The sequence below is a fragment of the Novosphingobium clariflavum genome, assembly GCF_026420865.1.
Classification (GTDB): domain Bacteria; phylum Pseudomonadota; class Alphaproteobacteria; order Sphingomonadales; family Sphingomonadaceae; genus Novosphingobium; species Novosphingobium clariflavum.
The window spans coordinates 121,273-135,278 of sequence record NZ_JAPCWC010000007.1 but is presented as its reverse complement, the minus strand read 5'-3'; the positions used below and the strand labels follow the sequence as shown (position 1 = coordinate 135,278).

At 66.1% G+C, this 14,006-nt stretch carries 11 protein-coding genes; 9 read left to right on the top strand and 2 right to left on the bottom strand.

The features are described from left to right. Positions 1–237: 237 nt before the first annotated feature. From OKA11_RS11905 to OKA11_RS11885, 5 genes are all read left to right on the top strand, one after another. Complete coding sequence (locus OKA11_RS11905; RefSeq protein WP_267220453.1) at positions 238–1,269, top strand: DUF2889 domain-containing protein; 1,032 nt, start codon at positions 238–240, stop codon at positions 1,267–1,269. Between the two features lie 219 nt (positions 1,270–1,488). Further along, on the top strand, positions 1,489–4,959 hold the full coding sequence (locus OKA11_RS11900) for an indolepyruvate ferredoxin oxidoreductase family protein (RefSeq protein ID WP_267220451.1): 3,471 nt from the start codon (positions 1,489–1,491) through the stop codon (positions 4,957–4,959). A gap of 111 nt (positions 4,960–5,070) precedes the next feature. Then, complete coding sequence (locus OKA11_RS11895) at positions 5,071–5,886, top strand: SDR family NAD(P)-dependent oxidoreductase (protein WP_267220449.1); 816 nt, start codon at positions 5,071–5,073, stop codon at positions 5,884–5,886. Beyond that, positions 5,883–6,395 (top strand): nuclear transport factor 2 family protein, encoded by a 513-nt coding sequence (locus OKA11_RS11890; protein ID WP_267220447.1) that lies wholly within the window; start codon positions 5,883–5,885, stop codon positions 6,393–6,395. The genes OKA11_RS11895 and OKA11_RS11890 overlap by 4 nt, the downstream gene beginning before the upstream one ends. Further along, a complete protein-coding gene (locus tag OKA11_RS11885) occupies positions 6,392–7,390 on the top strand; it encodes an LLM class flavin-dependent oxidoreductase (RefSeq protein WP_267220446.1) in 999 nt (332 codons plus the stop codon). The genes OKA11_RS11890 and OKA11_RS11885 overlap by 4 nt, the downstream gene beginning before the upstream one ends. Here OKA11_RS11885 and OKA11_RS11880 read toward each other — a convergent pair. Further along, positions 7,374–8,303, bottom strand: coding sequence for a LysR family transcriptional regulator (locus OKA11_RS11880; protein ID WP_267220442.1), 930 nt, complete (start codon positions 8,301–8,303; stop codon positions 7,374–7,376). The two genes, OKA11_RS11885 and OKA11_RS11880, sit on opposite strands and share 17 nt — an antisense overlap. Before the next feature lie 126 nt (positions 8,304–8,429). On the opposite strand from OKA11_RS11880, the gene OKA11_RS11875 reads away from it, so the two are divergent. From OKA11_RS11875 to OKA11_RS11860, 4 genes are read left to right on the top strand one after another with little or no spacing between them, the layout of a single operon-like run. Next, positions 8,430–10,031 carry a carboxyl transferase domain-containing protein gene (locus OKA11_RS11875; RefSeq protein ID WP_267220440.1) on the top strand — a complete coding sequence of 534 codons (1,602 nt, stop codon included), beginning with the start codon at positions 8,430–8,432 and terminating at the stop codon, positions 10,029–10,031. Between the two features lie 5 nt (positions 10,032–10,036). Next, positions 10,037–10,348, top strand: coding sequence for a DUF3088 family protein (locus tag OKA11_RS11870; protein ID WP_267220438.1), 312 nt, complete (start codon positions 10,037–10,039; stop codon positions 10,346–10,348). Further along, complete coding sequence (locus OKA11_RS11865) at positions 10,345–12,186, top strand: acetyl/propionyl/methylcrotonyl-CoA carboxylase subunit alpha (protein ID WP_267220436.1); 1,842 nt, start codon at positions 10,345–10,347, stop codon at positions 12,184–12,186. The genes OKA11_RS11870 and OKA11_RS11865 overlap by 4 nt, the downstream gene beginning before the upstream one ends. Beyond that, positions 12,186–12,638 carry a MaoC family dehydratase gene (locus tag OKA11_RS11860; RefSeq protein ID WP_267220435.1) on the top strand — a complete coding sequence of 151 codons (453 nt, stop codon included), beginning with the start codon at positions 12,186–12,188 and terminating at the stop codon, positions 12,636–12,638. The genes OKA11_RS11865 and OKA11_RS11860 overlap by 1 nt, the downstream gene beginning before the upstream one ends. A gap of 298 nt (positions 12,639–12,936) precedes the next feature. Here OKA11_RS11860 and OKA11_RS11855 read toward each other — a convergent pair whose 3' ends face one another. Beyond that, positions 12,937–13,761 (bottom strand): glycine-rich domain-containing protein, encoded by an 825-nt coding sequence (locus OKA11_RS11855; RefSeq protein WP_267220433.1) that lies wholly within the window; start codon positions 13,759–13,761, stop codon positions 12,937–12,939. Positions 13,762–14,006: the final 245 nt, after the last annotated feature.

The window sequence follows — 14,006 nt, the reverse complement described above, 5'->3', positions numbered from 1 at the left end:
GGCTTCCTGACGCAGCGATGGACCATTTTGCTTCAAACCCCGAAGGGGCGTCCAAATGGCTTCCATCTCGAACCGAAGCGGCCTTGGACGGGCAACCAGCCCGCCCGGCAGCCGCTTCGGCCCGATCTGTTTGCCATTTGGACGCCTCGATGGTGCCGTTTATGAGTTTACGGCCTAGGCAAGCGACGGGTGAAGGTGTCAGGCTGACCGGCGAAAACACAATCACAGGATGCCACCATGACGGTTGATTACCCGCCGCCGCCGCGCCAGACCGCCAATCCTGCTCCGCTGCGCTCGGCGAACTCGCTGCGCCGCACTTCCAGCATAGATGTCGCCTGGCCCGATGGCGTGGATGGGCAGCGCCTCTTTGTCGGCCGCGCGCGCGATTATCTGACCGGGCCGGACGGGCAGGGCTGCACGCTCGCCACGGGCGAATTCTCGCTGCGGATGAGCGAGGACAAGACGATCACCCGGATTGCCGCCGAGCCTGCGCCGCCGAGCATCGGTCAACTTGTCGGCGCGCGGGCGGGCGGGCACTTGCGCTTGGCGCTGCGCGAGATCATGCCCGATCTGATTGCCCGGGCCGATCCGCTCTACCTCCTGCTCGACGACCTTTCGGGCACCGCGCTGGTTTCGTCGTTTGCCTGGGGGCAATGGTTTCCCGAGCGGATGGAACTGCTCAAGAAGCGGCTGGGCGGGAGCGGCGAGGACAACCCGGTGCTGGCCCAGCGCACCAATGTCTGCTGGGGGCTTGCCGAGGGCAACAGCGGGGTCACCGGAGGCGCGGCGCTGGAAAACGTGGCGGACGCGGACGCCGGGCATCTGCGCAACCCGGCCGATCCCGAAGGTTGGCACGCGTTTCTTGAACACGATGGTCCCGGGTTTCGCCGCGCTCGTCGCATCGATGTGACGGTGGACAGGAACGGAGGGGACGGCGGCCTGATCCGCATCGCTTCTGCCTTTCAGGATAGCGCCCGGCTGCGCGAAGGCGGACGCGTCGCCATCCATGAATACAACCTTGGCGCGACCGTCGATGCGGAAACACTAGAAGTGCTGACCCTCGAGCCCGAAGCGCGCATTCTGCCCTTCCGCGAGTGTCCCGGCGCGGTTCATAACGTTGCGCGTCTTGTCGGGCGCAGCCTTGGCCAGGTTCGCGAGGATGTGCTGGAAATACTGCGTGGCCCGGAAGGCTGCACGCATCTCAACGACGCCCTGCGCGCACTGGCGGATGTGCCAAGGCTGGTCGAGGCACTGCGCCAGTCGGCGTGAAGGACAGGGAAAGGGGCCGGTGCCGCTCGACAGGCCCCAGGCCCGCACCATGTCTTGGCCGTGCGCAAACCGTGCGTGACGGGTTCCCCTGCCTGGGTCCTTTCCTCGCCCCCAACCGTACCCCCAATTGACCCCTGCGGCGCACCGTGCGCTCCCCGCTTGCCCCCCCGCGCGCCATCTGGAAGGCCGCGAGAAAGAACAGGAAAGCCGGGGATTCAAGTGACCAGGACGGTCGTCACGCTGGAAGACAAGTACAGGCAGGCCGACGGGCAGGTGATGCTCTCGGCGCTGCAGGGCGTGGTGCGCCTGCTGATCGATCAAGCGCGACGGGACCGTGCGCGAGGCCTCAATACGGCGGGCTATGTCACCGGCTATCGCGGCTCCCCGATCACCACGCTCGATGCGCAGCTCTGGGCCTGCGAAAAGCTGCTGAGCGAACATCGCGTGCGTTTCGAGCCCGGCCTGAACGAGGAACTGGCGGCGACCTCGCTGCGCGGAACTCAGCAACTGGGGTGGTACGGCAAGCCCCATGTCGATGGGGTCTTTGCGCTCTGGTACGCGAAGGGCGTTGGCGTCGAGCGTGCGGGCGAGGCGATCAAGGCGGCGAACCTGGAAGGCACGCACCCCCGCGGCGGCGCGTTGCTGCTCTGCGGGGACGATCATGCGGCCAAGTCCTCGCTGACCGCCCACCAGTCCGAACACGTGCTGATCACCGCGATGGTCCCGGTGCTCTACCCGGCGACGACCGACGAGATTCTCAGCTTCGGCCAGTTCGGCTGGGCGCTGTCGCGGGCCAGCGGGCTCTATGTGGCGATGAAGGCGGTGACCGACACGCTGGATCTGACCACGACCGTCACGCTGCCGGGGCATGACTTTCCGATCGTCCAGCCGGAGATCGCCGCCGGACCTTCGCCGAACTTGCGTATTGCAATGTCGGCGTTGGAGCAGGAGCGCATGGTGATCGAGCGGCGGCTGCCGATCGTGCCGATGTTCACCGCACTCAACCCGGTCGACCGCGTCAGTCATGCTGCAGCCGGAGCGCGGCTGACGGTGGTGAGTGCGGGCAAGGCCTGGCTCGATCTCTGCCAGGCGCTGGCAGATCTGGGGCTGGACGAGGAGGGATGTGCGGCGCTGGGGCTCAGGGTCGTCAAGCTTGGTCTTGTCTGGCCGCTCGATGCCGTGTTTGTGCGGCAGGCCTGCAGGGGCAGTGCCGAGGTCATGGTGGTGGAGGAAAAGCGGCCCGTCATCGAGGATCAGGTCGCTCGCCTGTTCTATGGCCGTGCCGATGCCCCGGCGCTTTCAGGCAAGACCGCGCCCGATGGCGCTGCGCTGCTCTCGCAAGTGGGCGTGCTTGACGCCTCGGCGGTGCGCCGCGCGCTGCTGGAGCGCATGGCGGCGCTCGGCATGCTGCAGCCTCATCTGGCCACGCGCGATGCCATGCTGCGCGCGCGGGAGGATTCGGCCGCCGCGCTCGAACGCACCGCGATCCGCCCCGCCTTCTTCTGCTCGGGATGTCCTCACAATACCTCGACCCTGGTCCCGGAAGGTTCTGCGGCAATGGGGGCGACCGGGTGCCATGGCCTTGCCCATTACATGTCGGAACGCCGCACGATGCAGACGGTGTCGATGGGGCAGGAAGGCATGCCCTGGATTGGCGCGCAGCATTTTGTCGATACACCGCACATGTTCCAGAACCTGGGCGACGGGACTTATACCCATTCCGGACTGCTGACGATCCGCGCGGCGGTGGCGGCAAAGAGCCGGGTGACCTTCAAGATCCTCTACAACGATGCCGTTGCCATGACCGGCGGACAGCCCGCCGAAGGCGCGCTCAGCCCCGAGCAGATCGTGCGGGAACTGGTGGTGGAAGGTGTTCATCCGGTGGTCCTGGTGAGCGAGGACCCGGGGCGCTTTGCTGCATCCGACCTGCCCGCCGGAACCCGGGTGCTGCACCGCGACGAACTGGACGCGGTGCAGCGCAGCTTGCGCGAAATGCCGGGAACCAGCGCCCTGGTCTACGAGCAGACGTGCGCCAACGAGAAGCGCCGCCGCCGCAAGAAGGGAGCCTATCCCGATCCTGACAAGCGCCTCTGGATCAACCCGGCGGTCTGCGAGGGCTGCGGCGACTGTTCGGTGCAGTCGAACTGCCTCTCGGTCGTGCCGATCGAGACCGAGTTCGGCCGCAAGCGTGCCGTCGACCAGTCGAGCTGTAACAAGGACTTTTCCTGCATCAAGGGTTTTTGCCCGAGCTTTGTCGAGGTCGCGGGCGGCTCGCTCAGAAAGCGCAGCATCGACGATGCTGCACTCACGCGCATGGTGGCCGCCTTGCCCGAACCGGAGGTTGCGGCCATGCCGGGCGGGGCTTGGGCCATCGTGGTGGCGGGGATCGGCGGGACGGGGGTGCTGACGGTCGGCGCGGTGCTGGCGATGGCGGCGCAGCTCGAGGGCAAGGCCGCCAAAGTGCTGGACCAGACCGGCATGGCGCAGAAAGGCGGCGCGGTGGCGAGCCATGTCCGGATCGGCACCGCTGCTGCGGCGATCCCCTCCGCAAGGCTGGGGGCGGGCATGGCGGACCTGGTGGTTGCGTGTGATCTGGTCGTGGCTTCCTCGCCCGAAGTGCTGGCGCTGGCGCGGTCGGACACGGGGGTGCTGGCGAACGAGGATGTGGTGCCGACCGGTGAATTCCAGCGTGACCGCAATCTCGATCTTACCGCCAGCCGCTTCCTTCGCGCCATCGGCAAGCGGGTCGATCCGGCGATGATCGCCTCGCTGCGCGCCGGTTCGCTGGCGACGCGGCTGCTTGGGGATTCGATCTTCACCAACCTGATGATGCTGGGTTTTGCCGCGCAGAAAGGCCTTCTGCCGGTACGGCTGGCCTCGGTGGCGGACGCGGTGCAGCTGAACGGTGTGGCGGTGGGCGCGAACCTGGCGGCGCTGTCGCTGGGAAGGCTGGCGGCGGCGGGCGGGGAGGACCTGTTCGCACTTGCCGATGCTGCGCCCCGGGTGAGCGAACCGCCCCGCGATCTGGCGGCTGTGACGGCCAGTTATGCACGCCTGCTGACCGATTGGCAGAACGCGGCTCACGCTGCGGACTATCTCCAGTTTCTTGATGAAATTACAGACGCGTTGGCGGCGCGTGGGCTGGAGCAGAGTGAGCCTCTGCTGCGCGAGATCGCATGCCAGCTTGGCCGGCTGATGAGCTACAAGGACGAATACGAAGTGGCCCGCCTCTACAGCGCGCCGGCCTTCCGCGCGGGGCTGGCGGACACGTTTGCTGGCAGGCCTCGCCTCAGGCTGCACCTGGCCCCGCCGCTTCTCGACTTGCGCAAGGACCGTAAGACCGGGCGCCCGCGCAAGATCGCCTTTGGCAGCTGGATCCTGCCGGTGTTTGCCTTGGTTGCCAGGGCCAGGGGCCTGCGCGGCACCTGGCTCGATCCCTTCGGCCATACTGCCGAACGTCGCACCGAGCGTGCGCTGATCGGCGAGTACCGTGATCTCGTGCGCGAGATTGTCGTCAAAGTGAGTGCGGAGACCATGCCGGTTGCGATCGAACTGGCGGCAAGGCCTTCGCTGATCGCGGGCTATGGTCCCGTCAAGGAGGCCGGGGTCGCGGCCTATCGTGCAGAAGTCGCGGTGCTGCGGGCCAAGCTCGATGGCGCCCGGCAGGAGCCGCAGCAGGCCTTCGCCTGATGTGACGCCGTGGCGGTATGTAACGCTGAGGATTTGCTCCCCATCGCGTTTTCCCGCACCGTTTCGGGGCATTGATGAATGCAGACCCGCGCCTGCGGGCGGGGAGGATGGATGGAGGCAAAAGAGTTCGCGGCGCGCTACGGCCCCTGGGCACTGGTCGCCGGGGCTTCGGAAGGCACCGGCGCCGAGTTCGCCCGTCAATTGGCCGGCGCGGGCCTGAACCTGATGCTTGTCGCCCGGCGTGAAGCTCCGCTCGAAGCGCTGGCCGATGCGCTTCGGGATGCCCATGGCATCGCGTGCGTGACGGCTTCGATCGACCTTGCGCGCGAGGATGCCGCCGATGCGCTCATGACGCTGGCGGCGGAGCGCGAAACCGGGCTGCTGGTGCTGAATGCCGGGGCCGATCCCAATGGCGCGCTTTTCCTCGATAGGCCGCTGGACAACTGGAACCTGCTCGCTGCGCGCAATGTCATGACCACGATGCAGGCACTCTACCGGTTTGCCGGGCCGATGCGCGCGCGCGGGCGCGGCGGCTTGCTCGTGGTGGGCTCGGGGGCCTGTTATGGCGGCTTGCCGGGGATTGGCGTCTATGCGGCCAGCAAGGCGTTCGATCTGGTGCTGTGCGAGGCGCTCTGGGCGGAACTGGAGCCGTACGGTGTCGACGTCCTGAGTTATGTGATCGGCCGGACCGACACGCCTGCGCACCGCGAACTCATGGCCGCGCGCGGCATGGCGATGCCGGAAGGTCTGGCGGACCCGGCAAGCGTCGCGCGAATCGGTCTGGAGCGCCTGCCCCACGGGCCAGTCTGCAATTGGGGCGAGGCCGATGATGTTGCGGGCATGTCCGCGACATCGGCGGCGCAGCGGCGCGAGCGGATCCGGCATGTTGCGGCAATGTCCGCTGCTTATGCGGGAGCCGTGCGGTGAACGAATTGCTGGCGGATCTGGCGGATCTGGCGGACCGGCAGGCGATTGCTGACCAGATCCATCGCTATTGCCGCAGCGTGGACCGCCTCGATGTCGCGCTCGGGTATACAGTGTTTCACGAGGACGCAGAGGCCGACTACGGCCAGCAGGGATATCGCGGTAGCGGACGCGGCGCGATCGACTGGATCTGCGCGGCACACGCCGACCTGCTCCACCACATGCATCAGGCGGGCAACGTGCTGATCCAACTCGACGGAGACCGTGCCGGCAGCGAGACTTACGTCACCGCCACGCTGCGCATGGCGCGCGCGGGCAAGGTCATGCAGATCGAGACCCATGCGCGCTATTGCGACCGTTGGTCGAAGCGCGGGGGGCATTGGGCGATCGACCGCCGCGAGGCGGTGATCGAGTTCGATGCCATCCGCGAAGTCACCCCGATGAAAAGCCATGCCCACGCACGCAGGGACCGCGGGGATCCCTCTTATGCCGCTCTGGAGATCAGGCCGTGAATGCCATTCGTATCAACGTCTCGTTCGACATGCGCTCGCCGGGCTGGGCAACGCCGACGCACGAACTGTACCGCGCGGCGGTCGAGATGGCCGCCTTTGTCGACAGGATCGGGGCGGACCAGATCGGGCTGATGCAGCATCATGGCTCCGAGGACGGCTACCTGCCGCAGCCGTTCACGCTGGCGGGCGGCATGGCGGCGGTGACCAGCCGTATCCGTTTCATGCTCGGTGCGGTGGTGCTGCCGCTGCACGATCCGGTTGAACTGGCCGAGCAGATCGCGATTGTCGACCAGATGTCGAACGGACGGCTCAATGTCATCTTTGGCGCCGGTTATGTGCCGTCTGAATTCGCCATGTTCCGCAAGTCCCTGAAGGACAGGGCGCGGTTGATGGACGAAGGGCTGGAGGTGATCCTGCGCGCGCTGCGGGGCGAAAGGTTCGAGTTCGACGGCCGCCCGATCTACGTCCGTCCGCTTCCGGTACAGGCGCCGGAGGACATCGTCATGGTCGGCGGCGGGGTGCCTGCATCGGCCAGGCGTGCGGCGAAGTTCGGCGTCGGCTTCGGGCCGATGAAACCCGAACTCGTCGACCTCTACCTCGCCGAATGCGAGCGGCTCGGCCACGCGCCGCGCACCCATTTCCGCCCGACGCCGGGGATGCCGCTGGCCATCCATCTTTGCGAGGACCCCGATGCGGGCTGGGAAGCCATCGCGCCCCACGCAGTCCATGTCATCACCGAATATGCCAAGTGGGCCGAGCAGGAAGGCGATGGTTCGAACTCGCCGTTCAAGGGGCTTACCGATCCGGCGGTGCTGCGCCAGGCGGGTATGTTCGCGGTCTGGACGCCGGACCAGCTCGTGGAGAAAGTGCGCAGCATGGGGGCGGGCGGCCATGTCGGTTTCCAGCCTTTGCTGGGCGGACTTTCTCCCGAGGAGGGCTGGAAAAGCCTCAAGCTGCTGGAAGCAACGATGCCGCGTCTTAAGGAAGGGACGTAAGGGCCCTTGCGAGTGCGGGGCCTTCCAGCACCATCGGCGGATCGCCTGCTTGTTCCTGTTCTTCCCGGTAGATTCCTCGCAAGATTTCCAGAAACGCGCTCCGCCTTGCACTTCCGGCGCGGAGCAGGCCCACCTCGCGCGTGAGTTCGAAATCGCGCACCGGCACGAACCGTACCGAGCCGTCGGCAAACCCTTGCGGCATCATTCCGACCCCGGCGCCGCTGCGGATCACGGCGAGCACGCGCTCGTCGCTGGTGGTCTTGAGCACGAAGCGCGGGCGGACGCCGCGCTGGGTGAAGAAGCGGTTGATCTCGGGCAGAGCCTCGCAGTGGCGGCGCAGGGCCATGCGGTCCTGCGCCAGTTGCTCGGCGAGAATTTCGTGCTCTGCGGCCAGGGGATGACCGGGCGGCAGCACCATCATGTAGCGTTCGCGGGCGAGGACTTCGGGCCGGTAGCGGGCGTGGTGGGGGCGAACGACCGTCAAGGCCACGTCGATCCGCCCGCGCTCCAGTCGCTCGGCGAGATCGCGCTCGCTGCCGTCAAGCAGTTCCAGCGCCTCGCCCGGTGCCTCGGCGCGATGTGCGGCCAGGGCGCGGCCGATCACGCGGGTGGGGATGGTGTTCAGCACGCCGATGCGCAGCAGGCTGGGCTCGGCAGGCTCGGCCAGTTCGACCAGTGCGTGCTCATATTCAGCAGCGATGCGACGGGCGCGCACGAGGAAGCGGCTTCCGGCCGGGGTCAGGGCAACGCGCTGGCGATCCCTGTCGAACAGCCGTGCGCCCAGTTCGCGTTCCAGCTTGGCGATCCCGGCGGAAAGCGTCGGCTGGGTGACGCTGACCGCCCGTGCCGCGCGGCTGAAATTGCCGGTTTCGGCCACGGCGAGGAAATAGCGCAGCAGATATTGGTCGATCATAGATGCTATCTATTACGAAGGGCGGAAACTTTCAATTTCCGCTGGCGTTTCGGCTTGGCTACATAGGCAGGGCAAATCAATCGAACGTGGGAAGAGGCCCCCGATGGCCCGACCGGAGAAGCAAGCATGAGCGCACCGGTGCTCCAGACCAGCCTGAATCTCGACAGCTCCGAAGCGCAGGCGCGTGATCGCCACAACCGCGCGCTGGTGGCCGAACTGCGCGGTAAAGTCGCCAAGGCCGCGCTCGGCGGGAACGAGAAATCGCGCGAACGCCATGTCGCGCGCGGCAAACTGCTGCCGCGCGAGCGCGTGGAGCGCTTGCTCGATCCCGGCTCGCCCTTGCTGGAACTGGGGCAGCTTGCCGCGGAAGGGCTCTATGAGGACGACATTCCGGGTGCGGGGCTGATTACCGCCATCGGCACGGTTTCCGGTCGTCCTTGCATGATCGTCTGCAACGATGCCACCGTGAAAGGTGGCACCTATTACCCGATCACCGTGAAGAAGCACGTCCGCGCGCAGGAAATCGCGCAGGAAAACAATCTGCCGTGCATCTATCTGGTCGACAGCGGCGGTGCCAATCTGCCGCATCAAGCCGAGGTGTTTCCGGACCGCGACCACTTCGGCCGCATCTTCTTCAACCAGGCGCAGATGTCCGCGAGGGGCATCCCGCAAGTCGCCTGCGTGATGGGTAGCTGCACCGCGGGCGGCGCCTATGTCCCGGCGATGAGCGACGAATCGGTGATCGTGAAGGAGCAGGGCACGATCTTCCTCGCCGGTCCGCCGCTGGTGCAGGCGGCGACGGGCGAAGTGATCTCGGCCGAAGACCTTGGCGGCGGCGATCTGCACAGCCGCAAGTCGGGCGTCACCGACCACCTTGCCGACAATGACGAGCACGCGCTGACCATCGTGCGCGACATCGTCAGCCACCTCGGCCCGCAGCATCGCCACGACCAGCCGCTGCGCGCGTCGCGCCCGCCCAAGTACGACCCGGAAGAGCTTTACGCGATCGTACCCGAGGACGTGCGCGCGCCCTATGACGTGCATGAGGTGATCGCCCGCATCGTCGACGGCTCCGAATTCCACGAGTTCAAGGCGCTCTACGGCGCGACCCTTGTCTGCGGTTTCGCGCATATCCACGGGCACCCGGTGGCGATCCTTGCCAACAACGGGGTGCTGTTTTCGGAAAGTGCGCAGAAGGGGGCGCATTTCATCGAACTGGCGTGCCAGCGCCGCATCCCGCTCCTGTTCCTCCAGAACATTTCCGGCTTCATGGTCGGCGGCAAGTACGAGGCGGAGGGCATCGCCAAGCACGGGGCCAAGCTCGTCACGGCTGTCGCCACCGCCACAGTGCCGAAGATCACCGTGCTGATCGGCGGCTCGTTCGGCGCGGGCAACTACGGCATGTGCGGGCGTGCCTACGATCCGCGTTTCCTGTTCACCTGGCCCAATGCACGTATCTCGGTGATGGGCGGCGAACAGGCAGCCTCGGTGCTGGCGACCGTCCACCGTGATGCCGCGACGTGGTCGCCGGAGCAGGCGGAAGCCTTCAAGGCGCCGATCCGCCAGAAGTACGAGGACGAGGGCAACCCCTACTATGCCACCGCGCGGCTGTGGGACGACGGGGTGATCGATCCGGCGCAGACCCGCGATGTGCTGGGCCTTGCGCTGGCCGCCTGCCTTGAGGCACCGATCCCCGAGAAGCCGCAGTTCGGCGTGTTCAGGATGTGATGGCGATGGCCAAGGATACTCTTTTTGTACTCGATTTCGATTATGCCGATCCGGCTCTCGGGGGCGAGCGCCGGTTCTATTGCAAGGACTGCGTGACGGTCGAGGGCCTGCTGGCGCTGTTCCCCGAGCGGGCGGGCAATATCGAGGTCGTGCGTGTCGGCTGGCCGCGGCCGCGGGCGCAAGTCGTCGCCCAGCTGGGCGAGGAGAACCAGAACCTGCCCGCGCTTGCCTTCGCCGAGGGCGGATTTGCGGGCGATATCGAGGGCGTCCTTGCGGCGCTGCATAGCCGCCACGGCTTTCCGGAGCGTCATCCATGATCCAGTCGCTGCTCATCGCCAATCGCGGCGAGATTGCCTGCCGCGTCATCCGCACGGCCCGCCAGATGGGTATCCGCACGGTTGCCGTCTATTCGGACGCGGACGCCGATGCGCTCCATGTGCGCGAGGCGGACGAGGCGGTGCATATCGGTCCGTCGCCTGCGCGCGAGAGCTATCTTGTCGGTGAGAAGATCCTCGCCGCGGCAAAGGCGACCGGGGCCGAGGCGATCCACCCCGGCTACGGCTTCCTGTCCGAGAATGCCGAGTTCGCGCAGGCGGTGATCGACGCAGGGCTGGTCTGGGTCGGGCCGAACCCGTCCTCGATCACTGCGATGGGCCTGAAGGACGCGGCGAAGACGCTCATGGCTGCGGCCGGGGTTCCGGTGACGCCGGGTTACATGGGCGAGAACCAGGCCCCCGCGTTCCTGGCCGACGAGGCCGAGAAGATCGGCTATCCGGTGCTGATCAAGGCGGTGGCCGGCGGTGGCGGCAAGGGCATGCGGCTGGTCGAGGCGCCCGAGGCCTTCGTCGACGCGCTGGCCTCGTGCAAGCGCGAGGCGGCGTCCTCGTTCGGCAACGACCATGTGCTGATCGAGAAGTACATCGCCAGCCCGCGCCACATCGAGGTGCAGGTCTTTGGCGATCGCCACGGCAACGTCGTCCACTTGTTCGAGCGTGACTGCTCGCTGCAGCGCCGCCACCAGAAGGTGATCGAGGAAGCCCCCGCCCCCGGCATGGATGCGGCGACGCGTGAGGCGCTTTGCGCCGCCGCCGTGCGTGCGGCCAAGGCGGTGGACTATGTCGGTGCCGGCACCATCGAGTTCATTGCCGACGGTTCTGGCCCGCTTTCGGCCGACCGCATCTGGTTCATGGAAATGAACACCCGCCTGCAGGTCGAGCATCCGGTGACGGAGGAGATTACCGGGGTCGACCTCGTCGAATGGCAATTGCTCGTCGCCAGCGGCCAGCCGCTGCCCAAGGCGCAGCAGGATCTCGAGATCCATGGCTGGGCGATGGAGGCGCGCCTCTATGCCGAGGACCCGGCCAAGGGCTTCCTGCCCAGCATCGGCACGCTTGAACTGCTCGAGTTCGGCGAGGCCGAGGGCGGCCGCATCGACACCGGCGTATACGAAGGCGCCGAAGTTTCGCCCTTCTACGACCCGATGATCGCCAAGGTCATCGCCTGGGGCGAGGACCGCGACGAGGCGCGCGGGGCGCTGGGCGAGATGCTGGAGGACACCGCCGTCTGGCCGGTGCGCACCAATGCCTCGTTCCTCGTGAAGGCCCTGCAGCATCCCGATTTTGCGGCGGGCAAGGTCGACACCGGCCTGATCGGCCGCGATGGCGAGGCTCTGGCCGAGGCGCCCATGCCCTCGGACGAAGTGCTGGAGGCGGCCGCCAATTCGCTCGTGCCCATCACCTCGCTCGCCGGTTTCCGTCTCAATGCTGCATCGGCGCGGTCAGCGTGGTTCTCGCTCGACGGCGAGAAGGTCGAGATCGCGCTGACCGGCGAAGGGAGCGACGAACCCGATGATGCCGTGCTCGTCACCGAGCAGGGCCAGGCCTGGCTGCTCTCCCCCTGGCGCCGTGACGGCGTGCATGGCGGTGCGGATGCCTCCGGCGCGATCCTGGCGCCGATGCCGGGCAAGGTGATCGCCGTCGAGGTCGCCCAAGGGCAGACCGTGACCAAGGGCCAGAAGCTGCTCACCCTCGAAGCGATGAAGATGGAGCATACGCTCACCGCGCCGTTCGATGGCGTGGTCGCCGAACTCAACGCCACTGCTGGAGCGCAAGTGCAGGTCGAAACCCTGCTCGCCCGGATCGAGGAGAGCGCATAATGCCCGGCAAGTTTTTCGACGAATGGACCCTCGGCGAGCGCATCACCCACCAGCCCAGCCGCACCGTTACCGAGACCGACAACCTCCTGTTCTCGGCGATGACGCACAACATGCAGCCGCTCCATCTCGACGCCGAGTTCGCGAAGCAGAGCGAGTTCGGGCAGATCCTCGTCAATTCCACTTTCACCTTCAGCCTCGCCGTCGGCCTTTCCATTGCGGATACCACCGTGGGGACGCTCGTCGCCAACCTCGGCTTCGACAAGGTGGTGACGCCTAAGCCCACCTTCATCGGCGATACCCTTACCTGCCATTCCGAAGTGGTCGAAATGCGCGAGAGCAAGTCGCGCCCGACGCAGGGCATCGTCGTGTTCAAGCACGAGTTGACCAACCAGCGCGGAGAGACCGCACTGTCGATGCTGCGTACCGTCCTCCTCAAGAAACGAGACGCCTGATCCGACCCGGTTGACACAGTTGACACGGTCCAGAGGGAAAACCCGCCTCCGGGCCATGAAGGGTGGCCCCTTGCGGGGAGAACCTTCAACTTGTGGCCGCGCAAGGTGACACCTTCCGCTGGTGCCTGTCACTTTGTGAAGCACCGCGCCCTTCTTCTCACCATGTCAAAGACCGCCTCGCGCGGGATCATGCCAGCGCGGGGCGGTGTACGAAAACGCCTTTCCTTTCGGCTAAGAACGAGGGGAAAATGCGAGGGCCATCGCCTTCGCGCTCCCTGAACCGGGCGAAGCTCTGTCTCTAGTCACCACCGCCTCCACAGCCGCCGCTGCAAGAGCTTCCACACGAAGAACCGCATGCGTGAGAGCCGCTGCAACCGTGACCATGCGAGGCGTCGTCGTTGCCGGAGGAGGAGCAACTCGTTGTCCCACAGGAACTCCCCCCGTCATTCTGGCGGTTTTTCGGACGCGCGGGGTTTTGCTCCAGATGGCTTACGAAAAGAGTGAGAGCGAGAAGCGCGACGGCGGAAACGACTATCCCCATGGCAAGGGCGGCAAGGCCTTGCGAGGCGAGGCCGATGGCCAGGATCAGGCAGATGACCAGAAGCGGGCTGATCGGGTTCAGTGCGAGTATCGCGGATCGCCGTGCCAGGGGGAAACGCGGGGCAGCGTTTACGACGCAAGGTCGCGGCCAGATGGCGACTGGCGGAGTCTGGCCGAACGTCGCTTCGTAACGCCTCAGGGTTTCAAGATAGGCGTCGCGGTGTCGTCCAGCATCTTCTGCGCTACTGAGTGAAGGTTCGTGGTGGAGGTCGGTGTCGAGAATCGTCGGGCACAGCACCTGCCAATAATGGCGCGTGTGCAGAAGATGGAGGTGCCAGACGCGATCGATATCGTCTGACGGAACGACCATCGACGGCGTCGTTGATGCCAGTGCCAGAAATCGCAGGTATTCACCGTATACGCGTTCGGCGCGTGTCGAAGACCAGCCATATTCTGCGGAAAGCCTGTTTGTGAAATCGGCCTCCGTGCCGGGAGGTACTATCTGCATGGTGAGAAGTTTCGCGTGAATATCGAGCGCGCGGCGGGCAAGCCCGTCGGCGTGGACGTTCGATGCGTCGCTCATATCTGGATAACCCGTAAGGAGGGTGGAGCGGACCGAGAGGATGGGCGTTCTTGCCTGGATTCAGGCCGGATTGGATCGCCCTGGGGGTGTCTCTGGTCCACGGCGCCAAGATAGCGTATTGGTGCTAATTGGCAACCATTTTGATTGAGAATGTATTTCCGCCATTCGACGATGTCGCCGGGTTCTGACACCAGTACGGGACATGGCGATGCGGTCACTTGTGCGTCAATCGGGACATGTCGACC